We start from the raw sequence: 25,147 nt of genomic DNA on the forward strand, positions 1-25,147 counted from the left end.
GTATACGGAACCTCCGCCTACAACGACACCTATTTTTCTGGCTACAAGGGTGGTGTGCAGGCCGCCTACGATTACCGTGCATTCGGCGAGCAGGTCTCCCTCATGGAACCCGCCGATAAGGTGACGGAAACGTTTACAGGCAAGGAACGCGACGACGAGACCGAGCTGAATTACTTCGGCGCAAGATACCTGGATCCTATGCTCGGATTGTGGACAAGCGTGGACCCCAAGCGACAATTCGCAAGCCCGTATTTGTATGCGGGGAATGGAGTGAATCCCGTGAATGGGGTGGATGATGATGGGAAAGCCTTTAATCCTTTTGGTTTGTTGGTTGGTGTTGGGACAGGTGTTGCTGCATCGTGGGATGCTCAGGCTGAATATAGGCGAGTTAGTGGAGAGAATTACAATCCCGTGACAGAAACTATTGTAGGCGTGGTTACGTATGGCGCCTATGTTGCTGCCGGAGCTGTGGGTATCAATGGAGGTCTTCTTAAGGCTACACTTTTAGGTGGTCTTGTTGGAGGATTAACTAGTGGTGGCTCAACGGCATTTGCTGAAATTCTAGGGTCAGAAAAACTTGAAGGTTTTGATGGAGATAAAGTTGCTGAAGATTTTACTAAAGGGTTCGTGACAACTGCGTTCGGAGCAATGATGGGCGCTGGTGCTACAGAATTATTGGGTGGAGCTGCTCCTGCGGGCTATGTTGCTCCTTCCTCTGCGGAAGCTATCGGTGGTGCTGTTGGTGGTGCTGCTGGATTCGTTCTTGACCAATGTACAACGTCAGAATGGAATAAGGAATTTGCCGAATGATTTATTTTATTGCAAGTATTCCTTTTACTGTTGTGTTTCAAATACATGTTTCGGCGTTGAATAAAACTAAAAATCGTAAGTTTTGGCATTTTTTTTTACAAATACTAGTAGGCCCCGTTTTTTGTTTTTCTTTTTTTGGTCCAGCATTTTTAGGAGCTTGTATGAACGATTCCAGAATTGCTGAAGGAATTAGTATTTACACAACTTCTTTAGTTTTTCTATTTAATATGTCTAGATTTTTTTATGAATTAGTTCGATATGGGAAGGAAAATGAAAAGAAATAATTGGGTTGAATATTGATTAGTATTTTTTTGGTGCACCCCTTAAATGTATCCGTTGTCCTTTTTTAAGCAACAAGTTGCTAATTGCTGTCCGCCATTTGGCGAGCAGGTGGACTTGATGGAACCCGCCGATAAGGTGACGGAAACGTTTACAGGCAAGGAACGCGATGACGAGACCGAGCTGAACTACTTCGGCGCAAGATATCTCGACCCCATGCTCGGATTGTGGGTGAGTGTGGATCCGGCTCGTCAGTTTGCTAGTCCGTATCTGTATGCGGGGAATGGAGTGAATCCGATTTCAAGTGTTGACAATAAGGGCAATTATATGGTAAGGCAACGAGGGGGATCTTATGAGATTCGTCCAATGAGCTATAGCGAAGCTACTGTCGGATGGGTGATAAGAGACTTTGCTGTTGCTGCAGCTTCCATTGTTGGTGCATATCTTTTGACAACAGGTACGGCAGCAGCTGCTTTTGTTGGAGGATTGACTGCTTTATATGGCGCTACAAAAGGATTTGTTACAGGGGGAACAAATCGACTTGGTGGAGCTTCTATTGGAATAGGAGAAGCCGGAGTTCAGCATGTTACGGAAAGAATTATTATTGAAGGATCAGCAGCTGTTGGAAAGACAATGGCCGTCGGCTTAAATGCTTTTGATGCCTTGCTTGGTGCTTCAGATTTGTATTCAAAAGCCGATGATGAAGCTTTTATTGAAGATTTTAACAACAGCTTCGCAAATTGTAACAATGGAGGAGATTGTAATTCATTCCCGACACAACGTGCTGCAGAAGAGTTTGCGGAAGGTCTTGGCGGTGGTAGGGTTGATGTTGGTGACATTATAGTTGAAAAAGAGTGATTTGATATGAAAAGGTGTATCTTATATATTTTGGCATATGTCTTTTTTTCGGTAACGTACATTCTCATCTTTGATCCATGTCCAAAGATTTGTGTTTGGTCTTTTGTTCCGCCGTTTTTCTTTTGGTTGATATTTGTGTTGATGCATTCTCATGGTTGGAAAACAAATGCAGATGTTGTATCGGCACAAATGAAAAGTGGAACATTATTTGATTACGAACATGATGATGAGTTTGACAGTGCTTTGATGAATAAACCTCGTGATGAGAAATTCATTTTAATGGATAAGTATTTAAATCATGATTTTATTCATAATCCTGAGGATGATTTGTTTGATGAAAATATGAAAAAATTAAAGGTGAATAAAAAAGATTCAGAAACAACAATGGTCAAGCGTAATACTCTTAAGGAAAAACCATAACTATCACTACAAACAAGGGTCGCGCCTTCATTGGTGCGGCCTTTTAAAATTACAAGAATGTCCTAGGGTTACAGTGCCTTGATTACAGCAGTTCCTGAACCCAATTGGGCAATATCTCGGCGTACTGCTTATACAAGGCTCCGTCAACCATTCTGCAAATCAGCTTAGGCAACTGATTGTCGACGGAATTGTCGTAGATGTAAGCTCTGTCTACTATGGAGATTGCGACGGCAGCATTCGCTAGTGACTTGTAGTAGCGGGTCACGATTTTAGAAATAGGGACTTCGTGGCCGCCTGTGAGGAAACGGTTTGTTACACGAAGAACGTTAATTGACGGCTTTTCTGTGCATACAAAGAAAAATCGTATGAAGAATCCTGCGTCTTTTGCCTTGCGTATGAATTCAAGCTTCTCGTCTGAGGAAAAAACGGTCTCAAAGACGAAGTTTTTCTTTTCTTCAAGGCATTTGTAGCGAAGTTCGGTAGAATGCTGAGCTGCTTTTAGCACTGCTTCGGGGGAATTCCAGTTTCCGAATATTTCTTGGGCGATGTTGTCCGGGTTGATATAGACGCTATCGGCTGCCCATTCATTTTCCAGCAACTGAATGGTCGTAGTAGTCTTTCCGGAACCGTTTGGACCGGCAACAATGCATAGTGTCGGTTTCTTTTCGCTCATAGCAAACCAAGACGTGATTTTTTCTGGGCGATATTTGAAGCGACTTCTGCACGCATACGATCCATAGCCTCTTCTGCCTTGCGGGAGGATTCACGTGCTGCTGCACCGACCTTTTCCATAAGGGCTTCCAGCATTTCGTCGGAAGGCTCCTCCATGGATGATAGCCTGTATTTTTTCAATTCTTCGTCTGCCATGTCTGTAAATATATGAAAAAAATGTGATGAGTTAATACGTCGTTTTGTCCAAATCCCTGAAAATTTCCTATGATTGGAGAGGTATGCCGGTGGAGTTCAGGATGGAAAGTAAGTCGCGTACGACGGTTCCGGCAGGTGATTATGCAGCCAAAATTTCTCCGTTCTTGTAGCACGCGTCGATATATTCTCGAGATTGGTAAAACAAGTCGGAATTGTAGTTTGAAATCTTTGCCGCAAGCCAGGACCTGAAAATTTCTTTGATTCCAGAAATGGAGTCTTTTTGAGCAAAGTTGTCTTCTACAAGACGTGCGAAGACATCCCCGATGTCCCAATAGTCGGGCACAGTGTATTTGCAGCTGGCTATATTGTCAAATGATCCCAATGGTATGTTGTTCCTGACAATAAAGTCGTCGGCCACTTTTTCGATGGGTTCGCAGTGAAATACATCCTGATAATTGTAAATTCGGTCGACATCTTTTCCGAGTAGTTCAACAACACGAGATCGCTCGTTCTTCGTTATTCGTCCAATGTACTCAATGAGGCTGCATGTATAGAATAAAGCTGTATTCTTAATCATGAACTTCCCTCGCTGTTACAAAGGTCAATGAACTAATTGCGTTCTGGGTGCTAAAGCAAATCTGGTGTGTTGGGTACTTGAATTTAGCCAGGTCCCAAAATGCTTCCCTAGAAATGGTCCCATCTAGAAAACTTTGGACGTAATTAAAGATGGTGTCATCCGCCATGGGCCCTTCAATAACGTCATAATCGTGTTTGACGCCTTGTCTGCAGGCGACGATAAAGTCCAACCATTCGTCGGTCATCTTTTCAAATCTTAGAATATTTAGAGAAGGGTCTTCTTTATAATCATAGACGTTCACAAAGCCTTCACCAAATCGAGTCGCCCATCGGATCGCCTGTTGTTCGATGGAAGTGCAGTAAAAACCGAAATAAAAGTCTTTGTTGTACTTTGAGACTCTTACTTCTGGATGCTCAACAATTTGTGTACTTCCATGGAAAATCTGCATAACCCCAATATAGATAAAATTTTTTGTAAAAATTCGTCAGTCAGATTTTGTTTCATGACATAAAATCGTTCAAAAGATAGGTGTTTAGTGAATTTTTGAACGCACTATTCACAAACGCATGAAAATTTCCTATGATTGGAGAGGAATGCCGGTGGAGTTCAGGATGGAAAGCACACGAGTTTGCAGTATAGGCGATATGGACGCTGGAGGCGTCAACATGCCGCAGGGCCTGGGCCGCTACATGCCCGAGGACGCCTCGGCACCAGTAGTGCCATCGACGACTCTCGACGAAAATGGAAAGCCGACCGACTGGAGCATATTCAATCCTAAATTCGAATGGTATCTCAAGAACCACCTTGGTTCCACCATGCTGGTGTACGGCACAGGTGACGGCGCTGGCAGTGTGAAGGCAGCCTACGACTACCGCGCCACCGTGGTGGCCATGCGCAGTTGTCTATAAACTTATATGCAGAATGCAATCTGTTTATCCATCATAAAGTTCAGGGCTCGTTTGGACGAGCTTGCTTTGAACCGCCATTAAGTTATGCTGATTCTATTATTCGTGGTGAAAATCGTGTCCCACGGCACAGTTTGTGAAAAAAAAGGCACTCGGTGGAACCGAGCGCCTTTTTGAGAGCGAGAGCTACCGGAGGTTTTATAAACCCGCGGATTTGCTCGAGCGGTCTCTTTGTGAAAAAAGGCCACTTGGTTAGAAACCAAGTGACCTTTTCAACTTTTTAGTTAAGCGAGCGGTGCTCGCTAACTATTAAAGCTTGTCGTTAGAACCAAGAACGTCGACGATCTTGTGTTCGTACATCTTCTGCATGTTTTCGCGAGCCGGCTTCAGGTACTGACGCGGGTCGAAGTGATCCGGGTGTTCGTTGAAGTACTTGCGAACTGCAGCAGTCATAGCGAGACGGCTGTCGGAGTCGATGTTGATCTTGCAAACTGCAGACTTGGAAGCCTTGCGGAGCTGTTCTTCCGGAATACCAACTGCATCGGGGAGCTTACCGCCGTTTTCGTTGATGGTCTTAACTTCGTCCTGAGGAACGGAAGAAGAACCGTGGAGAACGATGGGGAAGCCCGGGAGCTGCTTTTCGATGGCTTCGAGAACGTCGAATGCCAGGGGAGGCGGAACCAGGATGCCGTCAGCGTTGCGAGTGCACTGTTCCGGCTTGAACTTGTAAGCACCGTGAGAAGTACCGATGGAGATAGCGAGGGAGTCGCAACCAGTACGGGTTGCGAAGTCGATCACTTCTTCCGGCTTGGTGTAGGTGGAGTGTTCGGCAGAAACTTCGTCTTCAACACCGGCGAGAACACCGAGTTCAGCTTCGACGGTAACGTCGTGAGCGTGAGCGTATTCAACAACCTGCTTGGTGAGGGCGATGTTTTCTTCGTACGGGAGGTGAGAACCGTCGATCATAACGGAAGAGAAGCCGTTGTCGATGCAGTCCTTGCACAGTTCGAAAGAGTCACCGTGGTCGAGGTGGAGAACGATCTGCGGATTTGCGCAGCCGAGTTCCTTGGCGTATTCAACAGCACCCTGAGCCATGTAGCGGAGGATGGTGCCGTTTGCATAGTTACGAGCACCCTTAGAAACCTGCATGATGACCGGAGACTTCTGCTTGACGGAAGCCTGAACGATAGCCTGCATCTGTTCCATGGTGTTGAAGTTGAAAGCCGGGATAGCATAGCCACCAGCAACAGCCTTAGCAAACATTTCCTTGGTGTTAACCAAGCCGAGTTCCTTATAAGAAACTGCCATTTTTTACCTCTTGTTTTTGTAATGGCGACTTGCGCCGCCGGTTTAAGATTACAGGCGAGAATTTAGAAAATTTGAGCCATTTTGGAAACGTTTCCCGCCAAAATATGTGATTTATTGAGCCTGCAGGGCCTTGTCCTGGATAACCAGGTCAACGCGGCGATTCTTCTGGCGGCCTTCCTTGGTGGAATTGTCGGCGATAGGCATGCTCATGCCCAGGCCCTTGGCGGTCAGACGGCCGGCTTCGATACCCTGTTCGACCAGGAAGTTCATCACGTTGTCGGCACGCTGCTGAGAGAGCTTCATGTTATGCTCTTCGGAACCGGTATTGTCGGTGTTACCTTCGATAGACACGTTAAACTGCTGGTATACGGAGAGAATACCGGCGACCTTGGCCAGGCTGGTCTTCAAATCGGACTTGAGGGTGGCCTTGTTCACGTCAAACAGGATGTCGGACATAGAAAGGATAATGCCGCGGGCGTCCTTGGACACCTGGATCAGCTTGGACTGGAGTTCGTTCAGCTTGTTCATGGCATCCTGCTGGCGGGCTTCAGCCTTGGCACGTTCTTCGGCAAGAGCCTTCTTTTCGGCTTCCAGGGCGGCCTGTTCTTCGGCCAGCTTCTTCTGGAGTTCGGCCTGCTGCTTCTGCAGTTCCGCTTCACGTTCGCTGGCGGCCTTCAGGGCGGCTTCCTGGGCTGCAGCTTCTGCCTGGAACTTTTCCTGGTTCTGCTGCATTTCTGCCTGGAGACGTTCCTGCTGACGCTTGGCATCTTCGTTAGACTGGGCTAGGCGGGCCTTTTCTGCTTCGAGGTCGGCGGCCAGGCTAGACATCTTGCCGCTGCGGGCGTTGGCGATCTGTTCCTGGATGGCTTCGATGGAGCGGTTTGTGGCGGCGCGTTTCTGCCAGTTTTCTGCGATATGGTTGCGCAAGGTCTGAGTTTCGGCCTGCATCTTGGCGATTTCGGCGTACTTTTGGCACTTAGCGGCCAATGGGGGAATCTGTTCGGAATTCAGGTCGTCAATTTCTACAGCCTTCAATTCGTTGAGGGTGCCGTAGGCGTGGGCGAGGGTAAGCTTTGCAGAAATAGCGTTTGCCGGTGCAGAAGCCTTGGTGTCCTGGAGGGCGGCTTCACAAACTTCGGAAGCGGTGGGGGAGGGCTGACTTGCGACATCAGCTTCGGCGGCAAAACTCATGGATGCAGCCAGAATACCCAGTGCTAAAATTTTCTTGTTCATTACTTGGCTGCTCCTTCCTTATTGGTTTCCTTGTCGAGAATGCTCTGGTAGAGGAGCTTACGTTCTACGTCGGCTCGCAAATCGGCTTCAACCTTCTGGTCTTCGGCCTTGGCGGCATCGCGTTCGCTAGTAGCAATTGCCAACAGCAATTCAAGTTCACTCTGTTCAAGAAGAACCTGAGCCTGCTCATCTTCGCCGGCTTCTTTTAGAACCCTGGCGGAATCAATCTTGGCGGTGGCGCTTGCAGTGGCGGTGGGGTTGACGCTGTTTTCGCGGGCCACAGCCATCGTGGCCTCGGTCTTACCTATGGAATTGTTCAGTGGACCATGGTTTCCTGCACATCCTGTGAGTGCGGCGAAAGCAGCCAGGCTTAGGCTGCATACTATAACTTTAGCCTTCATTAGGCTCACTCCTATATTTGAAATTTTGTCTTTAAATTATAAAATATGCGGTTTATGTGCGCAGTATATCACAAAAAAAGTTTTTTACTTGCGATAATATATGCATGAAAGTAGATTTTGGGGTGGTGCATGGTGGCGGAGTTGTTATGAATCGAATTTTTGTTTCGGCCTTTGTTTCGGGCCTTTTTTTCTTGTCGTCCGGGGCTTTCGCCAAGGTGGATTATCACCTGAACAAGGTGGCGAATCCGTCTGACGATGAATTGGATGCCTACGAGCATATTGCTGCCGCCATGGATTCCGCGGTATACATGTACAACAAGTACACCCATATGACCAAGCACATCGAGGTCTATTATAACACGGGTGTGCAAACCGCCGACGCCAGCTATAACGGCACCATGCGCTTCGGATCGAACCGTTCCTACATGAAGGTGCGCACGGCCATGCACGAAATGGGTCACACCATGGGTATGGGCACCACCAGCGAGTACACCGCCATGCTTAAGGACGGCGTCTTTCAGGGCGAAACCGCACAGGCCAAGCTGAAGGAACTGACGGGGGATCCCACCGCCGTTCTCAAGGGCGATTCCCAGCATTTCTGGCCATACGGTCTGAATTACGATTCAGAACTTCACTCCGAAGAGGATTTGATTATCCATTGCCAGATTGTAGAAGCCATGTACCAGGACATCTTTAAGGAGAAGTTCTTTATGGAGGCCCGCGTAAGGTATATGTCCGACGATAAGTGCATGGGCATTACGGCAAGCAATGGCCTTGAGATGATGGACTGCTCCGCCGCTGGAACGGTGGCGAAAATCTGGAGCATCGGGGACAGCCCCGTTACCTACCGTTTTGAATTTGGCGACCGCGTCATTGACGTGCCTAATGAATCCACCGCGGCAGGCGTCGTTCTGAGTACCTATTCCTGGAATGCCGGTGCCCATCAGCGTTATGTGCTGGAGTCTGCGCCGGTAGGCAATTCTAACGCCTATTACCTGCAAAATTACAAGAGCAAGCTTTACCTGTTGCCGTCCGAAAAGAACGTTGTCCAGGACGAACGTAGCCGCAGTATTGAATCTGGCGTCTGGGTGCTTGACCAGGTGGAAGAAGGTTCTACAGGCGGTGACACCCTGGTTGCGGATACTTCGACGACAGATACTACGGTTGTGGATCCGTCTGAAAAGGATTCGTCTAACGTGGAGTCTATCGGACAGTCCGCAGGACGGGTGGTTGCCAAACCGCTGAACGTAATGCTGCCTTCAAGATCTTTTGATGTGATGGGTAGGTCTGTAAAGAAGAACCGCAAACAGGAAAAGTTCCGTATAGTATTCTGATAGTAAAATCTTTGGACGCTGAAGATCAAGTGCGATGATGACGCAAATGATCAAGCGAAGGGCCTCCTGCGGGAGGCTTTTTTCGTGAGGCGGGACTGAGGGGGATACAGGTGGGGTGTTGAGATGTTGAGATGCTGAAACAAGTTCAGCATGACATGGTTCAGTATGACATGGTTCAGCATGACGTTGAGCGGGGAGGCTTGGTTTGTTTCACTACGTTCAACAAACGAAAAGACCTTCTCGAAAGAGAAGGTCTTTTTCGCGGGATAGACGAGGCTTGAACTCGCAACCTCCGGCGTGACAGGCCGGTGCTCTAACCAAAATTGAGCTACCACCCCAAAAACGTTTCCGTTTTATTGGTAGTGGGCGATAACGGATTCGAACCGCTGACATTCTGCTTGTAAGGCAGACGCTCTGAACCAGCTGAGCTAATCGCCCGAATGGGTGTGTTCAGAATTACTGAACGTCGTTCTTATCTTCTTTCTTGCCTTTCAAGAGAATTCCCAGAGGGATAACCACCAAGTAGGCGAGACAGAGAATAAGAGGTGCAACCGTAAGGGAAATCGGGTTTTCTGCAGGGCCAGTAGCGAGACAGATGAAACCGACTGCCAGCAAGATAACTCCAAGAGCAATAAGAACAAGATTCTTTTTTGTCATTGTGTTTCCTACCGTTTCACGATTACGAAGCCAAATATACAAAAGCAAAAATATTTGTCAAGGGAGAAAGAGAAAAAAAGTGAAATTTTTTAGGAGTGAGGTACGAGGTATGAGGACGGAGCCTGCGGCTCCTTTGAGCTAGATAGTCGCGCCGAAGGCGCCTTACTTTAGCTCACAGCTCATTACTCACAGCTCATTACTCACAGCTCGTATCTCATAAATCAAATCTACATCACAAGATCCCTCGACTCCACTTCGTTTCGCTCGGGATGACACCCGCTCTTCACTATCCGCTCTTCACTATCCACTGTTCACTAAAAAAGAGCCGTCAGCTAATCGCCCACGACTCCTTTATCCTTTATCCTTTATCCTTTAACCTTTAACCTTTAAACTATACGCTACTTCTGTCCCGGATACTTGACTCGGGTGTGGTATGTTCCGTCGAGGCTGGTGAGGAAAGCCTGTTCCAGCTTGAACAGTTCCTTCACAGACAAGTTACATTCGTTGAACTGACCTTCCATGAATCGACCTTCGATGGTGTTATGAATCATGGCGGTCAGAGCTTCGGGGGAGGTATCAGTCATAGATCGGCTGGTTGCTTCGATGATGTCTGCCAGCATAAGGATTGCGGTTTCCTTGCTCTGGGGCTTGGGACCCTTGTAGCTGTAATCCTTGATGTCGACCTGCGCTCCACTTTCTGCAGCCAGTTCCTTCGCCTTGTGGTAGAAGAACTTGATTTCAGAGGATCCATGGTGTTCGCGAATACCGGCAGCCACCAAGTCAGGAATATTGTATTCCTTGGCAAGGCTAGCACCCTGTTCCACATGCTCCACGATAATCTTAACAGATTGAGCCGGGTCAATATTGTTATGGGGATTCACACCTTGCTTCTGATTTTCGGTAAAGTATTCAGGGCGCATGGTTTTTCCGATATCGTGGTAAAGAGCCATGACGCGGACCAACAGAGAATTTGCGCCGATACTATCGGCAACCTTTTCGGCCAGGTTAGAAACCTGAATGCTGTGGTGGAACGTACCCGGTGCGATTTCAGAGATGCGCTTTAATGCGGGACGATTAAAGTCAGACATTTCCATAAGCGTCAAAACCGTCGTAATACCAAAGACTCGTTCAATCAAATGGATCAAAAGCACCGAGGCCAAGGAAGAACAGATGATCACGTTCATGCCGCCGACAATCATGTTCTGGTAGAAGGCTTCAAAGGAAAGACGGTTACGCAGGAGGAAGATGACGCAGATTGCTGCAGCCATGGCAATAACGCCAGAAAGGATACCCCACACAAACTGAACGCGATAGCGCATTCTAGCAAGAGGGTAGGTAGCGCCAAAGGTCACGCTGAAGGCGCAAATGGCAGCAGCAAGGTCATAACCGTTCAGCACACCAAAAATAAGAGCCGAGAATGCGCTGAAGGCAAATCCCAGACGGCGGTCAAAAAGCACGGTCGCCATAACAGGAGACAATGCAAACGGGTACAACCACATGAAGTCAAAATTTTCGGGCAAGATAGTCAATTCAGACCGGTTCAACGTTCCAGAAAGATTGTGGACAATCCAGAAAGCGACCAGCTGCAGAAGGACCAGCGAGGTGAAACTCCAAAGCTGGCGGGCGTCCTTGAACATGGTGCGGGAGGGAATATTCAGGAAGAACAGGAAGAACATGGTGATGATGATGACAAACACCAAGGCGTTACCGTAAATAGCGGTAAAGGTCTTGGAATTTTCTTCCTTCTGTTGAGCCTGCTGAAGTGCGTCAATCTTTTCAAGAATTTCCTTGGTAATGGGAGCGCCCTGAGTCACGATTTCCATGCCGCGGGGAACCATGCCCTTAATGAGGGTCACCTTGTTGCGAGCTTCTTCGCGGCTGGCCATAGTTTCTTTTTCTAGATAGAAAACGTTGGGCATCATGAAAACAAACAACGTTTCATAGAAGGCGCTAAGGAGCCCCTGTTCATTGGGGAAACTCATTTGCAGCTGGGCGAACGCTTCGTCGATGCGGCGGCGGAGAGGCTGAATGTTCGCCACTTCTACGGTGGATGTTTCATTATTCTTGAGCAAGGTGATGTTGGGCTTGCTGTAGATAATGCTCTTGAGATCCTGCAGATTGTAATTGTCCTTATAGAGCTGGGCTGCAGTTTCGGAGCTTGCCAACAAAGTGTTGGAAATACCCTTCTGCAGAATCTGATTGAACACAGAAAGCAAGGAATCGCGGGCCTTGGCGTTCTGGCTCAAGGGCTTGATGGCAGAAGTGGAAATTCTCTGCTTTACGATTTCATAGACACGGGATGCCTGAACCACCTTGACCTGCACGGTGGAATCGCCACCCTCGGAAGAACTGGCCTGGGAAATCTGGGCCTGGAGGGAACCGTACTGAGCCAACTTGTGCAGGAACACCTTCAGGTCTTCGTACACGCGGTTGGTTTCGTCGTTGTTGAACTCGAAAATGGCGTTTACTTTGTCTGCTGCACGAGCCTTTTCGGATTCAATTTCCTGCTGGGACTTAGGCACTTCGAAATTGATAGGTGCCACAATGGTGCGGGGGCTAACCTGACCCAGACGGGGACGTTCTGCCTGGAGGGCGATGTTCTTGTCGGGGAAGAGGAAAATGGCGGCGGCTACAACGAGAACCCAACCGATAATAAGGTGAATTTTCAGCTGCTTTTTCGTCATGTTCTATAAAGTCCTTTTAGCGTTCTTTTTGCTGATAGGCGAGGAGGATGTCTTTTACAAGGTGATGGCGAAGGACGTCGGTGGCGGTAAAGTCAACCTGAGCGATTCCCCGGATTCCCTTGAGAATATCCATAGCGTGAACCAACCCTGACTTTTGCCCCTTGGCCAAGTCGACCTGGGTGGCATCGCCAGTAATAATCGCCTTACTGTGAGGGCCCAGACGGGTCAGGAACATCTTCATTTGTTCGGGCGTGGTATTCTGGGCTTCATCAAGAATGATGAAGGCTCGCTTGAGGGTTCGACCGCGCATGTAGGCGAGGGGAGCCACTTCAATAGCGCCTGTTTCTTCGTAACGGCGAAGCTTTTCTGCGGGGAGCAGTTCGGCCAGACTATCGTGAATGGGGCGCAGATACGGGGCAATCTTTTCTTTAAGGTCGCCAGGTAAAAAGCCCAAGGATTCACCTGCTTCTACGGCGGGGCGCACCAGGCAGATGCGCTCGGCTTCATGGCGTTCAAGGCTTGCCACTGCCAGAGTGACAGCCAGGAAAGTCTTGCCGGTACCAGCGGGCCCCTTGGCGAAAATGACGTCGTTATGTTCGACCGCCTTCACCAGTTCGGCCTGAGCCTGGGTCTTTGCAAACACGGAAACACCGAAGCGATTTCGGAAGACGGGGGTGCTGGGGATGGAATTGTCCATAGGTTCGCCCAGTTCGACGGGTCCCAGAAGACGTTCCACCTGTCTAGCTCCGATCGCACCGCCATTTCGGGCAGCCATCTTCAGCTGGTCCAGTACGGCAAAAACACCGGCAATGTCGCCCTGTACAGGCTTGCCGTGTTCATCCAGATCCTTGGCGATAATAGTCAGCCCCGGCAGGCGGGTCTGTATCTCAACAGAAAAACGGCTCTCCAGTAATCGGAAAACCGCTTCATTCTCGCCTGAAATCGTACGTTTCAGGTCATCAGATAGGGAATAGCGCTTGATTTCGCTCATTCAATGTTCTTGCCAATTATTCGGCGGCGGAGTCGTCGGCAGTAGACATACCCAGCTTGTTCTTGGCTTCGAAGATTTCCTTACGGAGCTTGTGGTTCTCTTCGGTGAGAGCGGTAGCTTCCTGTTCGGTCTTCTTCAGCTTGTTTTCGTCGATTACTTCCTTGGGAGCGGCCTTCTTCTTGCTGCCGCCCTGGACTGCAGCCGGGGAATCGGAATCATCTTCGTATTCATCGTCGCTGCCACCGTTAGAACCAGCGCAAGCGGTAAACATAGCAACAGTCATAGCTGCAACAATCAACTTCCAATTCTTAAAAAATTTCATTTGTTCAGGCTCCATTTTGGTCTGTGATGGCCTAAATGTATAATATTTTGTGGCGAAAAGAATGTGAAAAACGTAAATTTTGTGGCAAAAATGAATGATTTTGAGGCTCAGAATGTCTTTAAACGAAAAAAAATCTGTTTGCGACCCTTATTCCCAAGTTTTTATATCCTCTAAGGACTACAATTCCAGAAATCTTTACAAAAAACGCCGGGAGGCCATGCTCAGGGAACTGGATTCCTTCTGCGTTATCGCCGGAATGCCCATGGAACCGGGTGGCGAAGAAGCCTTTGTGCAAACCTGGAACAAGATGATCCAGGAACCCGCCTTCCTTTACTTGACCGGAATCAACCAGGCCGGGTGCTATCTGCTGCTTGACCCCAGGGACGGGGCCGAAATCCTGTTCGTACCTGAAAAGGATCCTTTCAAGGAATTCTGGAACGGCAAACGTCTCGGCTATGTGGAAGGGGACCGCGATGTGCAGAAGGTGACCGGTTTCAAGGACGTTCGCCCCCTGGATGAACTTTGGGATACGGTGGTGGAGCGAGCCCGCAAGAAACCCAATCCCGGTTTCGCCTACGCGTTCTATTTTGAAAAGTGGCCCGATGACCATAACGACCAGTTCCGAAAGGAGATGAAGAAGGCCCTGGCCAGCGAGGGTTTGAAGGGATTTAAGCTGAAGAGTGCCGCTAGCCTTCACTGGAAACTGAGACTGCCTCTGGAAAAGGAACGCATTTCTGATGCCTGCGTGGCCCAGAACATTACTGACCAGGCATTCCGCGCAGTGCTAGGCCAGATGTCTAGCTTGAAGAATGAACGTCAGCTGGGCCTTTTGCTGGACTATGAGATGCAAAAACGTAGCGACGGTGATTTGGCTTTCCCGACCATTGTGGCCGGTGGCGCAAATGCCTGCTGCCTCCACTATGTCAAGAAGGATGAACCGCTGCAGGATGGCGACCTGGTGCTCCTGGATTTTGGTATCCGCTACAATTCCCTGCATAGTGACTTGAGTCGCACCCTTCCTGTTAACGGCAAGTTCAACCCGTTGCAGAAAATGTTGTACGAAATCGTACTGGACGCCCAGACGGAATACCAGAAGTCGGTACGCCCCGGCGTAAGCCTCAAGGAAATCGGAAATATTCCCTGGGATTTCATCATGGGTGCTCTGGATGAACGTCTTGTGAAAGGCGCAAAGGGCAAGTTCAAGTTGCTTTATGACCGCCGCCCCCATGGGGTAAGCCATTTTATCGGCGAACAGATCCATGAAGGTGAACCGGGTACCCGTTCCCTGGAAGTGGTGCTGGAACCGGGGATGCTGATTTCTTGCGAACCTGGCCTTTATGGCGAATTTTGGGCAAATATCGGAGGAAAGAAGTTCCACGAGAAGATCGGTATACGCATCGAAGACGACCTGCTGATTACAGAAAAGGGCTTCCGTAACCTTTCTGAAAATATCCCCAAAACTGTAAAGGATTTGGAATCCCTCATTAAATAGGGAATATCAAATTTTTTAGATTTAGGAGCCGAATCTATTTTCGGCTCTTTTTTATTTGAGGCATAGGAAAATGTGGAAAGTTAAAGGTTCTGTTCGATATTTCTTATCGATCCTTGCAACAGTTTTTGTTCAGACAGGTGTGTTTATTTACGCCCAGAAAATTCTTTCGGGTTCCTTTACGGCTGATGGAAGCGGACAGACCTGGCAGGCCTTTATGCTGCAGGTTTTCTTTATCGCCCCTTACATCTTGATGGTCTTTTTTGCGGGATTCTTTACCAACAGGTTCTCCAAGAATAAGGTGTTGGCATGGTCCTCGTTATTGATGACTTGCTTTGTCATTGCCCAGGCGGTGTTGGTGACTTGCGGCATCCCCCGTGTGGCGTTCTGGCTTTCTATTGGCCTTAGCAGTGGTTTTGCCATTCATAGTGCGGCAAAGTACGGCATCCTCAAGGAAATGTTTGGCGTTCGTAATCTGAGTTTCGCCAATGCCTTCCTGCAGATTTTCAGCTTGGGCGGCATGATATTCGCCTCCTGGCTTGCCATTGTCGGTGTGAACTTGATTAACCTGGATTCCCTGGTTTCTTACGAGGCCGTTCACCGCATTTTGTCCCATTCCGTGGTGATTCCCTGGATCTTGACGGGGGTTAGCGTACTTGGTACGATTGCCAGCTTTATGGTGCCTAGGGTAAAGTATGAAAATCCCAATGTGAACATCGCCAAGGTCCGTAAGCACTTGAGTCTGGGCTGGCGTGTTCCCTCCCTCCGTGGTTCCATCATCGCCCTTTCTATGTTCTGGGCTCTGGCCCAGGTGTTCGTGCTGGTTTTCCAGGACGCTTCCGGCTCTCAGATCCTGAACATGATGCAGGATTACCTGGCATTTGCCGTGGTGGGTCTTGTGGTGGGTTCCATTGTGGCTGCCGCCAAGTCCAGGGATTTTATTGAAACCGGATTCATTCCCCTCGGTATGTTTGGCGTGTCCATCTGCATGTTCCTGGTCCCGTTCATGGTGAACCCCTTCGCCCTGGTGGTCCTTTATTCCTTGACGGGACTTTTTGGCGGCTTGTTCCTGGTGCCGGTCAACGCACTTCTACAGTATAACACTCGTCCCAACAATTCGGGCTCCGTTCTAGCCCTTTCCAATATGATCCAGTCCATTGTTTTGATTGGATTCCTGTTTGTTTTCTCTTACCTGGTCCGTTATACCGATATCCTGCCCCAGTACTACTTCCTCGGAATTGCAGTCATTTCTGCATGCGTGTTCCTCTGGTCCATTTCCAACTTGCCTCAGGCCATGATCCGCACGGTGTTGCGCCTGGTGTTTAACCGTTACAAGATTCGCGTGCTGGGTGTGCAGAATATTCCCAACGAAGGTCCGGTATTGCTGGTGGGTAATCACCATAGCTTTATTGACTGGGCCATGCTCCAGATGGCTAGCCCCCGTCCGCTGTGTATCGCCAGCAACAAGGACCATTTCGACAAGTGGTACCTGCGTTCTATTCTGAAGCGTCTGGGCAATATCCGCATCGACAACAATAATCCCAAGCCTGCCATGGATCGCATTCACGAGGCCCTGCTGGCTGGTAAGGCTGTGGTCATTTTCCCCACGGGCGAAGTGTCCAAGTCACCTCATGTGGACCCCTTCCATATCGATTACTCTTCTGCCATTGACGATACTGACGCCGAAATTATCCCGTTCTATATTCAGGGTCTGTGGGGGAGTAACTACAGTTATAGTTCCTCTAACATGTATGGCGCTTCTGCCGATCGTTCCGTGACGGTAGCCTTCGGCGAAAAGATTCCGGCCACCACACCTCCTAACGAAGTCCGCGCCATCGTCCGTAAGATTTCTATTGAAGCCTGGCGCTATTCCGTGAATTTCTTGCGTCCCATTGCCGCCTCCTGGATTCGTACCTGCAAGCGCTATGTGAAGAACGGACCTGCCATCTATAACCCGGACGGAGGCCACTTTTCTGGCTACAAGCTGATGGGCGCCGTCATGGCGTTCCGCGGACTTCTGTGGAAGCTGTTGAATAAGAACGAGCAGAACGTGGGTATCATGCTTCCGCCTAGTCCGGCTGGAGTCATTGTAAACCTGGCCCTGTGGGTCATGGGCAAGACCAACGTGAACCTGAACTACACCTCCTCTGTAGAAAACGTAAAGTTCTGCTGTGAAAAGGCTGATGTATCTACGGTCATAACCAGTAGACAGTTCATTCAGAAACTGAAGGGTAGGGGAAACGACTATAGCCAGATTGCAAGCGACAAGGTTCGACTGTTCTATGCCGAAGACCTGATGAAAATGCTGCCCAAGCCTAAAATTGCCGCCCTTGTACTGCTTTGCGTGGTAATGCCCAGCTGGCTAATCCGTCTGATTTTCTGCAAGCATCGTTCCATGAACGACAATGCGGTGATCGTGTTCAGTTCCGGTTCCGAAGGTACGCCTAAGGGCATCGAACTGACCCAGCGCAATCTGATGGGTAACATCCAGCAGCTGGCCTGTATTTTGAATGTGAGCCGCGGTGACGTGATGCTTTCGGAACTGCCCCTGTTCCACAGCTTCGGCCTGACGGTGACCACGATTCTGAACCTGGTGGAAGGTTGCCCCATTGTGACCGTGGCGGACCCCACCGACGTAAAGACCATGGCTCGCGTCTGCTGCGAATTCCACGTTTCGTTCCTGGTGGCGACCCCCACCTTCTTGCGCGCCTTTACTGTTAGCCGTTACGTGCACCCGCTGGTATTCAAGTCCGTGCGCCTGATTATTGCCGGTGCAGAAGCCCTGCGTCCGGAATTGGCAACCGCATTCCGCCTGAAGTTCGGCAAGGAAATCTTTGAAGGTTACGGCTGTACCGAAACCGCTCCGGTGGCCTCCGTGAATACGGAAAACACCTTGCTGAATGACTATACCACCATGCAGCTCAATAACAAGCCTGGCACCGTGGGTCCTGCTCTGCCGGGAACCCAGTTCCTGATTGTTGATCCCGAGACCAACGAACCGTTGCCTACCGGGGAAGCCGGCATGATCCTGATTGGTGGATGTCAGGTAATGAAGGGCTACCTGAAGGATCCGGACCGCACTAAGGCCGCTATTGTCAACCTTGACGGAATTCGTTATTACCGCACAGGGGACAAGGGCTACCTGGATCAGGATGGTTTCTTGACTATCGTTGACCGTTATAGCCGTTTTGCCAAGCTGGGAGGCGAAATGATCAGCCTCGGAGCCGTCGAAAAGAAGATTCAGGACACTCCGGTCCTTGAAGGTTGCGATTATTTGATTACCACAGTTCCCGATGCAGCCAAGGGCGAAAAGATCGTTTTGCTTTACCAGGGCGAAAAGGAACCGAAAACTGTGCTTGCGGAGCTTCGCGCCAGCAATAACTTCCCGCCCATAATGTTACCTTCTGTAGCTTTCCAGGTAGAAAAGGTTCCTAAGCTTGGTACAGGTAAGGCCGACTTTACTACAGCCAAGAAACTGGCCAAGGAACTGGTGGAAGCTAAATAGGGTAAAATGAGGACAAATGAGTGAAAAGAAAGAGATAAACTACGGGTTGACCGCTGTAAGAACGGGGCGGTTGGTGGCCGCCGTAATCGCCTTTGCCGGCATGTTGATGCTGTTTATTCAGCGGGTTCTTGCAGCGGTTCTTGTTATGGCGAATGATGCAGTGACTTTGGGTCTTGCACGCTATAATAATTTTACAGGGCGATTCGCCTCTAACAACTTTGCAGAAGACAAACAGCTTTTAGGTCTTCTGAAAGAAGTTCAGGATATTTTGCCTGCAGCAGATACGGCGCTGGCCATTTTGTTAGCCTTATCAATCGCCCTGTTGGCAATTGCCTTAATCGGTCTTGCCTTGCCGAGGCAATTTGTCCACATTCTGGTGGCCCTCAAGTTGCTAAAATGGGAAAATGGGGAAGGTGACGACGAAGGAGAAAGGGTTAACCCGCGACAAGTTCTCGAAACCATCGGCAACGTTCCCTTAAAAAAGTTAGCGTTTCCTGTTGCCATCATTATAACACTTATTATACTCTGTTTGGGAATTTCTACCTGTCATCAGCGAGTTATCTCCAATTCCGTTGAGGGAAATCTGGAAGATATGCAGCTGAAAGCCCTGGCCTATATCGATGCCCAGAAAGCCTATTTTGGCAAGAATAAGACTATTGGAGGTCCGGCTGCCTTAAAAATGACAGATTCCCTGTCTACAGACGCATTTGACATGAAGGTAACTGCAACCCGTTTTAGTGCCGTATCTAAAATACCCCTGGGAGAATGTCCGGCAGGGAGCCGTTGGCAGGTTGCGGCCAGCACAAAAGGTGTTTTTAACGTGGAATTATCCCTTTATCGAGGGGTTCCCAAGGACACAAATTGTGTAAAATTGACTCCGGATTTCAAAAATTTAGGACGAAAATCACGCTAAAATTCATTTTTTTCTTCATTCATACGCCAAAATGGCCCATTCATGCACCACGCAGCCTTTTTGGGGATTTTTTGAAGAAAGATTTTTGTATCTTTGTGCCAAAAAAAATTAAACCATAAAAAAAGAGAGGATTAGCATGGCTAATGAAGAAGTTAAGAGCAAGTTGAAGGCATTCTTTATGTCTGATCTGGGTGTGGATGGTGACGTTCTGAACTATGACACCCCGCTTTTCGGTGAAGAAATCGGCCTGGATTCCGTCGACTCCCTGGAAATCATCTCCTTCGTTGACAGCACCTTTGGTGTTTCTATGACTGGCGTGGGTAAGGAACCCTTCCAGAGCATCGATACCATTGCTGACTTTATTGAATCCCACAAGTAATTCAATCTGATTTTCGGATTTATCTTTTATGACTTCTAATGACTGCCGCTGTGTCGTTACCGGTCTTGGCGTTATTTGTGCCATCGGTAACAATGTTGAAGAAACTTGGAAAAATGCCCTAAATTCTGTTTCGGGTATTCATAAGACCACCTCTGTAGATACCAAGAACTGCTATGCAGATCTTGCCGCAGAAGTGAATTGCGACTCCCTGGATGCAATTGATGCTCCCGAAGAAAAGGATCGCGCCTCCAAACTTTGCATTAAGGCGGCAAATGAAGCTCTAAAAGATGCCAATCTCGGAAATTTTGGCGACGACCAGCGTGTCGCCGTGATCATCGGTAGCTGCGTGGGTGGTGTCATTAGCGTGGAACATTACCACCAGAATGGCCGCCCGGCTGCTGATATTCCCAAGATGCCCATCGCTTCCATCGCATCCCAGGTTGCTGAAACTTGTGGAGCTGGCGGCATCGTGACCAACGTGGCAAATGCATGTGCTGCAGGTACCATCTCTATCGCCCTGGCTTGCGACTTGATTCGTGCCGGTCGTGCCGACGTGGTGATCGCAGGTGGTGCAGATTCCTTTGCCGCAGTGCCTTATTCCGGCTTCCTTTCGCTCCACGCACTTGACGAAAACGGTTGCTCTCCCTTTAACCATTGTAATGGTATTACTCTGGGTGAAGGCGCCGGCATCGTAGTTGTGGAATCTTACGAACATGCCCAGAAGCGCGGTGCCAAGCAGTATTGCGAAGTGCTGGGTTCTGGCGTGACAAGTGATGCCCATCACATTACCGCCCCCCGTGAAGATGGACTGTGCCTGACCGAAGCCATGAGTCGCGCTGTCAAGAATTCTGGTATCAAGAAGTCTGACATTGGCTATCTGAATGCCCATGGTACTGGTACCGGCAAGAATGATAATGCCGAAATCAACGCCTTTGGCAAGTTCTTTGCCGAAGAAAATCCCACTATTAGTGTAAGTTCTACCAAGGTGATGACTGGTCATTGCCTGGGTGCCGCAGGTGCTATCGAAGCCGTCTTTAGCATTAAGGCTCTTACCACAAATACCGTTCTTCCCACACTCCATTATACTGCCGAAGATTCTGAAGCCCTCAAGGCCAAGGTCGGTCAGATGGACTTTGTGCAGAACACCCCCAAGTCCAAGGAACTGAACTGCGTTATGAGCAATAACGTGGCATTCGGTGGCACCAACGCAAGCATTGTCTTTAGTAAGATGGCTGGCGATGTAGTAAAGCAGCCGGCAAAGGGCAAGAAGATTGCCGTTACCGGTATCGGTATCGTAAGCCCCCTGGGTAATTCCAAGCAGGCTTACCTGGATGCTGTCAAGAACGATGCCAAGCCCGAAAGTGCCTCTGTCCATTCCACCATCACCAACGATGACTACAAGGAATTGGGAATCAAGATGGCATTCTACCGCAAGTTGGATAATCTGGGTCAACTCCAGACCGTTTCCGGCATGCGCGCTCTCCAGGACGCAAACTTCACCGTTACCGATGACAATGCCAAGGACGTGGGCATTATCGTAGGTACCAGCGAAGGTGGCCTGGGTGCAACTTATGATTTTGAAGAATTGATTGCGGAACAGGGCAATGCCAACGGCAGTGCTTTCAAGTTCCCCCATACCGTTTACAATGCCGCAGGTGGTTACCTTTCCATCTGCTCCGGCATCAAGGGCTACGGCGTGACCATTACGACGGGTCCTGTTTCTGGTCTCGATAGCATCGGATACTCCATGGGCGTTATTTATGACGGTCAGGAAAGCGCCATGATGGCTACCGGTTCCGACGAAAACCTGCCCATTATTACTGAATTTGCCCAGAAGTTGAATGTGGCCGCCGATAAGGTCGTGGCTCCCTTCGACAACGCAGAAGGTTTCGTGGTTGGCGACGGTTCCGTTTCTATTATGATGGAAACTGAGGAATATGCCAAGGCTCGCGACGCCAAGGTTTACTGCTACGCCCTGGGTTACGGCAATGGCCGTAAGAACGTGAAGTTCGGTAAGGTTGCCGGTTCTGGCGAAGCTTTGGACAACGCCATTAACGATGCCCTTAAGGATGCTGGCCTCGCTGTGGCTGACATTGACGCCGTTTGCGGTTTTGCCGACGGTTTCAAGACAGTGGATGACATTGAAAAGGAATCCCTGGCCCGCGTATTTGGCGATAAGCTGGAAACTCTTCCCCTGTTCGAAGTGAAGGAACGCGTTGGCGAAGGCCGTGCCGCTTCTGCCACTTTGGCTGCCGCCGAAGCCGCCCTGCTGCTTTCTGGCGAAATGGAAAGCGACAATGCCTACTTCGTGGCCAAGGACGGATCCGTTTCCAGGAAGAACGTTGACGCAGCTGGTCTTAAGAAGATTTTGGTGGTTGCCTTTGCTACAGGCGGCTCCTATAGCGCCGTAGTATTCGGTAAGTAATTTACTTGAGAAGGAGATATTGATGAAGGTTGCGATTGTTACAGGTGCATCGAAAGGTATCGGTAAGGCTTGCGCCCTGCGCTTGGCCCGCGATGGTTTCACCGTTGTGGTGAACTACTCCAGTTCCGACGAAGCTGCTGCCGAAACCCTTGACTTGATCAAGGCCGAAGGTGGCGACGGCATGGTGTATAAGGCTAACGTTGCCGATCTGGCCCAGGTAAAGGCCATGGTCCGTGATGTGTTTAAGGCTTATGGCCGCATCGATGTGCTTGTGAACAATGCCGGTATCGTCCGCGATCAGTACCTGCTTGAAATCAGCCAGGAAACCCTGGACAAGTGCTTCGACCTGAACGTGAAGGGCTACCTTTACTGCGCTCAGACTGTGGGCCTCAAGATGTTCAAGCAGAAGTCCGGCGTCATCATCAATATGTCTTCGGTCAGCTCCAAGTTCGCCTTGCCCGGCCAGAGCGTCTATAGTGCCACCAAGGGTGCAGTAAACTCCATGACCCAGACTCTTGCCAAGGAACTGGGTGGCTGGGGCATTCGCGTGAATGCCATTGCTCCGGGCTTTATCGCTACCGACATGATCGAGGCCATTCCCGAAGAAACCCGCGAAGGTTACCTCAAGAATATCCCCCTGAAGCGTTTTGGTACCCCCGAAGACGTGGCCAACATGGTTTCGGCTCTTGCTTCTGACCAGTTCTCCTATGTAACCGGCCAGGTATTTGTGCTGGATGGAGGTCTCTCTCTATGAGTTCCATGAATATTTTTGAAATTAGCGAAAAGATCGCCCAGCGTCCGCCTTTCCAGATGATCGAGAAGGTGACGGAACTGGTTCCCAACGAATCTGCTGTGGGCATCAAGAACGTTAGCGTCAATGAACCCTACTTCATGGGTCATTTCCCGGGCACCCCCATTATGCCGGGAGTGCTTATTGTGGAATCCTGCGCTCAGCTCTGCTCCCTGGTGATTGAAAAAAAGCCCGAAGATCTGGATGACAAGCTGTATGTGTTGCTGAAGATTGACGGTTTCAAGTTCGTGAAGCCTGTGATTCCCGGCGACCAGCTTGAAATTGCCGTGAACAAGACCAAGGGTGGTGGCATTATTGTTGGCTTTGACTGTGTGGTCAAGGTAAACGGAAATCTTCACGCCAAGGGCAGTCTTACCTTTACCACCATTCCCAAGGACTCCTTGGGTAAGTAGGTCTGGAATTGAAACGCATCCTAAAGTTGTTGGCGGAACCGTTTATGCAGCTTGCTGTATGGACGGTCATCTACTCGGTTCGAGCATACTTCTTTATTGTATTCCGCCCCAAGGTTACTTTTACCGATCCTTCGGTTCAATCTTATAAGTTCAAGGAACCGCGAATCATTATCGCGAACCATTGTTCTCCTTGCGACCCGATCATGCTCCTTTCACTGATTTTCAAGAACAGGAACATCGTGGTGGCCAAGGACTGGTTCGAGATGAAGTGCTTCCACTGGATTTTGACCCGCGTCCATGTGATTCCCTGTGACCGCTACAATCTGGACACAGAATGGGCCTTGATCGCCAAGAAAAACCTGGAAGCCGGTAAGTCCGTCATTATTTTCCCCGAAGGCAAGTGCCGCGAAGATGGCTTGATGAACGAATTCAAGTCGGGCTTTGCGTTCCTGGCCCGCAGCACAGGCGTGCCTGTTGTGTGCGTCGGTCATGACGGTACTTATAAGCGTGGGCATCGCACTGCGCTGGTCTTTGGCGGAGAAGAAAAGATTGAACGTGTGAAGGGAATTCCTTCTTCCCAGCACCTGGCGGAACGCAGCGAATACTTCCGTCAGAAGGTCTGGAAGCTGAAGCAGCAGGCTCAGGGTAGGAACGTAAACGAAATCCTGCCGCCCCCCGAAGAAACGCCTGAAGAAGTGACAGCAGAAAATGCGGCTAAAAGTGCAGAGGTGTCAAAGTGAAGTTCGGTCTTGTTCTAGAAGGCGGTTCCCGTCAGACTATGTTCAGCGCCGGTGTGCTTGACACCTGGATGGACGAAGGCATAGATTGCTTTTCTTACGTGGCTGGAGTTTCGGCCGGCGCCCACGCCGCTTTAAACTACATCACCCGCCAGCAGGGCCGTCTGCGCTTTATCATGCTGCCTACCCGTCTGCAGAATGGTCATAAGTGGGCTAACAAATATATTGGCATCCACAAGGAATACTACGCCTTGAATTACGATGCCGCCGACGGCAAGATGCCTCTGGATTTCGAAGCCTATTCCAATTCGAAAGTCGAGTGCGAAATTGGCTTGACTTGCTGCGAAACCGGCCGTGCAGAATTCATGTCCGAAAAGAACGACAAGAAGCGCTTGCTGGATTTGATCAGTGCCAGCTGTGCCTTGCCTATGCTTTTCCCCATGGCGCCCATTGGCGATAAGCATTACGCCGACGGATGCATTACGGTGCCGGTTCCTTTTGAACGAGCCTTCGAAAAAGGTTGCGACAAGGTGGTGGCCCTTTCGACCCATTACCCTGGCGAGGCGGTAACGGATTTCCGCAAGTATCGTGCAGTGCTGAACCCGATGTATAAGCGCAAGTATCCCGACTTGTTCCGCGCCCTGATGGTTCGCCTGAAGCGTTACGACAGGATGTTCCTGGAAATGGAAAAGCTTGAAAAGCAGGGCAAGCTATTCCTGATTCGCCCCGAAATCGACTTGTGCGACCAGTTTGATTGCGACATGGGAAAGATGAACGAATCTTACGACCATGGTGTTGAATACGCCAAGCGCCGCATGGATGAGCTGAAAGCATTTTTACAAATCTGATT

The 25,147-nt window shown here is 49.4% G+C and carries 26 protein-coding genes and 2 tRNA genes; 15 read left to right on the forward strand and 13 right to left on the reverse strand.

Features of this window, described 5'->3' with window-relative positions:
- From BUB38_RS12255 to BUB38_RS12270, 4 genes are all read left to right on the forward strand, one after another.
- A partial coding sequence (locus BUB38_RS12255) for an RHS repeat-associated core domain-containing protein (RefSeq protein WP_073160971.1) occupies positions 1–810 on the forward strand: 810 nt, incomplete at its 5' end.
- The gene (locus BUB38_RS12260; protein WP_073160973.1) at positions 807–1,094 is read left to right on the forward strand and encodes a hypothetical protein; all 288 of its coding nucleotides are present in this window, start codon (positions 807–809) and stop codon (positions 1,092–1,094) included. The genes BUB38_RS12255 and BUB38_RS12260, both read left to right, overlap by 4 nt.
- A 43-nt stretch (positions 1,095–1,137) precedes the next feature.
- Complete coding sequence (locus tag BUB38_RS12265; protein ID WP_073160975.1) at positions 1,138–1,947, forward strand: RHS repeat-associated core domain-containing protein; 810 nt, start codon at positions 1,138–1,140, stop codon at positions 1,945–1,947.
- Between the two features lie 135 nt (positions 1,948–2,082).
- On the forward strand, positions 2,083–2,367 hold the full coding sequence (locus BUB38_RS12270; protein ID WP_139258437.1) for a hypothetical protein: 285 nt from the start codon (positions 2,083–2,085) through the stop codon (positions 2,365–2,367).
- Between the two features lie 82 nt (positions 2,368–2,449).
- Here BUB38_RS12270 and BUB38_RS12275 read toward each other — a convergent pair whose 3' ends face one another.
- From BUB38_RS12275 to BUB38_RS12290, 4 genes are all read right to left on the reverse strand, one after another.
- On the reverse strand, positions 2,450–3,040 hold the full coding sequence (locus BUB38_RS12275) for a zeta toxin family protein (protein WP_073160979.1): 591 nt from the start codon (positions 3,038–3,040) through the stop codon (positions 2,450–2,452).
- Positions 3,037–3,234: a hypothetical protein gene (locus BUB38_RS12280; protein WP_073160981.1), complete on the reverse strand. Its 198-nt coding sequence runs from the start codon at positions 3,232–3,234 to the stop codon at positions 3,037–3,039. The genes BUB38_RS12275 and BUB38_RS12280 overlap by 4 nt, the downstream gene beginning before the upstream one ends.
- 139 nt (positions 3,235–3,373) lie before the next feature.
- Complete coding sequence (locus tag BUB38_RS12285) at positions 3,374–3,811, reverse strand: hypothetical protein (protein ID WP_073160983.1); 438 nt, start codon at positions 3,809–3,811, stop codon at positions 3,374–3,376.
- A complete protein-coding gene (locus BUB38_RS12290) occupies positions 3,804–4,259 on the reverse strand; it encodes a DUF3990 domain-containing protein (RefSeq protein WP_073160985.1) in 456 nt (151 codons plus the stop codon). Before BUB38_RS12290 ends, BUB38_RS12285 begins: the two co-directional genes overlap by 8 nt.
- Before the next feature lie 163 nt (positions 4,260–4,422).
- On the opposite strand from BUB38_RS12290, the gene BUB38_RS12295 reads away from it, so the two are divergent.
- A complete protein-coding gene (locus BUB38_RS12295; RefSeq protein WP_139258438.1) occupies positions 4,423–4,719 on the forward strand; it encodes a hypothetical protein in 297 nt (98 codons plus the stop codon).
- A gap of 306 nt (positions 4,720–5,025) precedes the next feature.
- On the opposite strand, the gene BUB38_RS12300 is transcribed toward BUB38_RS12295, so the two are convergent.
- The 3 genes from BUB38_RS12300 to BUB38_RS12310 all read right to left on the reverse strand — a co-directional run bounded on the left by BUB38_RS12300 (position 5,026) and on the right by BUB38_RS12310 (position 7,658).
- Positions 5,026–6,024 carry a class II fructose-bisphosphate aldolase gene (locus BUB38_RS12300; protein ID WP_073160989.1) on the reverse strand — a complete coding sequence of 333 codons (999 nt, stop codon included), beginning with the start codon at positions 6,022–6,024 and terminating at the stop codon, positions 5,026–5,028.
- A 111-nt stretch (positions 6,025–6,135) separates the two neighbouring features.
- Positions 6,136–7,257, reverse strand: a complete 1,122-nt coding sequence (locus tag BUB38_RS16790) for an OmpA family protein (RefSeq protein WP_254793728.1) — start codon at positions 7,255–7,257, stop codon at positions 6,136–6,138.
- Positions 7,257–7,658, reverse strand: coding sequence for a DUF4398 domain-containing protein (locus BUB38_RS12310; protein ID WP_073160991.1), 402 nt, complete (start codon positions 7,656–7,658; stop codon positions 7,257–7,259). Before BUB38_RS12310 ends, BUB38_RS16790 begins: the two co-directional genes overlap by 1 nt.
- Before the next feature lie 146 nt (positions 7,659–7,804).
- On the opposite strand from BUB38_RS12310, the gene BUB38_RS12315 reads away from it, so the two are divergent.
- The gene (locus tag BUB38_RS12315) at positions 7,805–8,992 is read left to right on the forward strand and encodes an RICIN domain-containing protein (protein ID WP_249269344.1); all 1,188 of its coding nucleotides are present in this window, start codon (positions 7,805–7,807) and stop codon (positions 8,990–8,992) included.
- Between the two features lie 262 nt (positions 8,993–9,254).
- Here the strand turns inward: BUB38_RS12315 and BUB38_RS12320 are convergent.
- From BUB38_RS12320 to BUB38_RS12345, 6 genes are all read right to left on the reverse strand, one after another.
- Positions 9,255–9,330, reverse strand: a tRNA-Asp gene (locus BUB38_RS12320).
- A 25-nt stretch (positions 9,331–9,355) separates the two neighbouring features.
- A tRNA-Val gene (locus BUB38_RS12325) sits at positions 9,356–9,430 on the reverse strand.
- An 18-nt stretch (positions 9,431–9,448) separates the two neighbouring features.
- Positions 9,449–9,649 (reverse strand): hypothetical protein, encoded by a 201-nt coding sequence (locus BUB38_RS12330; protein WP_073160993.1) that lies wholly within the window; start codon positions 9,647–9,649, stop codon positions 9,449–9,451.
- Positions 9,650–10,047: 398 nt separating this feature from the next.
- A complete protein-coding gene (locus tag BUB38_RS12335; RefSeq protein WP_073160995.1) occupies positions 10,048–12,333 on the reverse strand; it encodes an HD family phosphohydrolase in 2,286 nt (761 codons plus the stop codon).
- Between the two features lie 16 nt (positions 12,334–12,349).
- The gene (locus tag BUB38_RS12340; RefSeq protein ID WP_073160996.1) at positions 12,350–13,324 is read right to left on the reverse strand and encodes a PhoH family protein; all 975 of its coding nucleotides are present in this window, start codon (positions 13,322–13,324) and stop codon (positions 12,350–12,352) included.
- A gap of 16 nt (positions 13,325–13,340) precedes the next feature.
- The gene (locus BUB38_RS12345) at positions 13,341–13,646 is read right to left on the reverse strand and encodes a hypothetical protein (RefSeq protein ID WP_073161095.1); all 306 of its coding nucleotides are present in this window, start codon (positions 13,644–13,646) and stop codon (positions 13,341–13,343) included.
- Between the two features lie 112 nt (positions 13,647–13,758).
- Between BUB38_RS12345 and BUB38_RS12350 the strand changes: the two genes are divergently transcribed.
- The 9 genes from BUB38_RS12350 to BUB38_RS12390 all read left to right on the forward strand — a co-directional run bounded on the left by BUB38_RS12350 (position 13,759) and on the right by BUB38_RS12390 (position 25,145).
- Positions 13,759–15,138 carry an aminopeptidase P family protein gene (locus tag BUB38_RS12350; RefSeq protein WP_073160998.1) on the forward strand — a complete coding sequence of 460 codons (1,380 nt, stop codon included), beginning with the start codon at positions 13,759–13,761 and terminating at the stop codon, positions 15,136–15,138.
- 70 nt (positions 15,139–15,208) lie between these two features.
- The gene (locus tag BUB38_RS12355; RefSeq protein ID WP_073161000.1) at positions 15,209–18,640 is read left to right on the forward strand and encodes an MFS transporter; all 3,432 of its coding nucleotides are present in this window, start codon (positions 15,209–15,211) and stop codon (positions 18,638–18,640) included.
- Between the two features lie 16 nt (positions 18,641–18,656).
- Positions 18,657–19,553, forward strand: a complete 897-nt coding sequence (locus tag BUB38_RS12360) for a hypothetical protein (RefSeq protein ID WP_073161002.1) — start codon at positions 18,657–18,659, stop codon at positions 19,551–19,553.
- 136 nt (positions 19,554–19,689) lie between these two features.
- Complete coding sequence (locus tag BUB38_RS12365) at positions 19,690–19,932, forward strand: acyl carrier protein (RefSeq protein WP_073161004.1); 243 nt, start codon at positions 19,690–19,692, stop codon at positions 19,930–19,932.
- Positions 19,933–19,960: 28 nt separating this feature from the next.
- Complete coding sequence (locus tag BUB38_RS12370; RefSeq protein ID WP_073161006.1) at positions 19,961–22,357, forward strand: beta-ketoacyl-[acyl-carrier-protein] synthase family protein; 2,397 nt, start codon at positions 19,961–19,963, stop codon at positions 22,355–22,357.
- A gap of 22 nt (positions 22,358–22,379) precedes the next feature.
- Positions 22,380–23,111, forward strand: coding sequence for an SDR family NAD(P)-dependent oxidoreductase (locus BUB38_RS12375; protein ID WP_073161008.1), 732 nt, complete (start codon positions 22,380–22,382; stop codon positions 23,109–23,111).
- The gene (gene fabZ / locus BUB38_RS12380) at positions 23,108–23,560 is read left to right on the forward strand and encodes a 3-hydroxyacyl-ACP dehydratase FabZ (protein WP_073161010.1); all 453 of its coding nucleotides are present in this window, start codon (positions 23,108–23,110) and stop codon (positions 23,558–23,560) included. Before BUB38_RS12375 ends, fabZ begins: the two co-directional genes overlap by 4 nt.
- A gap of 8 nt (positions 23,561–23,568) precedes the next feature.
- On the forward strand, positions 23,569–24,300 hold the full coding sequence (locus tag BUB38_RS12385; RefSeq protein ID WP_254794955.1) for a lysophospholipid acyltransferase family protein: 732 nt from the start codon (positions 23,569–23,571) through the stop codon (positions 24,298–24,300).
- A complete protein-coding gene (locus tag BUB38_RS12390; RefSeq protein WP_073161014.1) occupies positions 24,297–25,145 on the forward strand; it encodes a patatin-like phospholipase family protein in 849 nt (282 codons plus the stop codon). Before BUB38_RS12385 ends, BUB38_RS12390 begins: the two co-directional genes overlap by 4 nt.
- Positions 25,146–25,147 lie beyond the last annotated feature (2 nt).

This window comes from Fibrobacter sp. UWH5 (assembly GCF_900142505.1).
Classification (GTDB): Bacteria; Fibrobacterota; Fibrobacteria; order Fibrobacterales; family Fibrobacteraceae; genus Fibrobacter.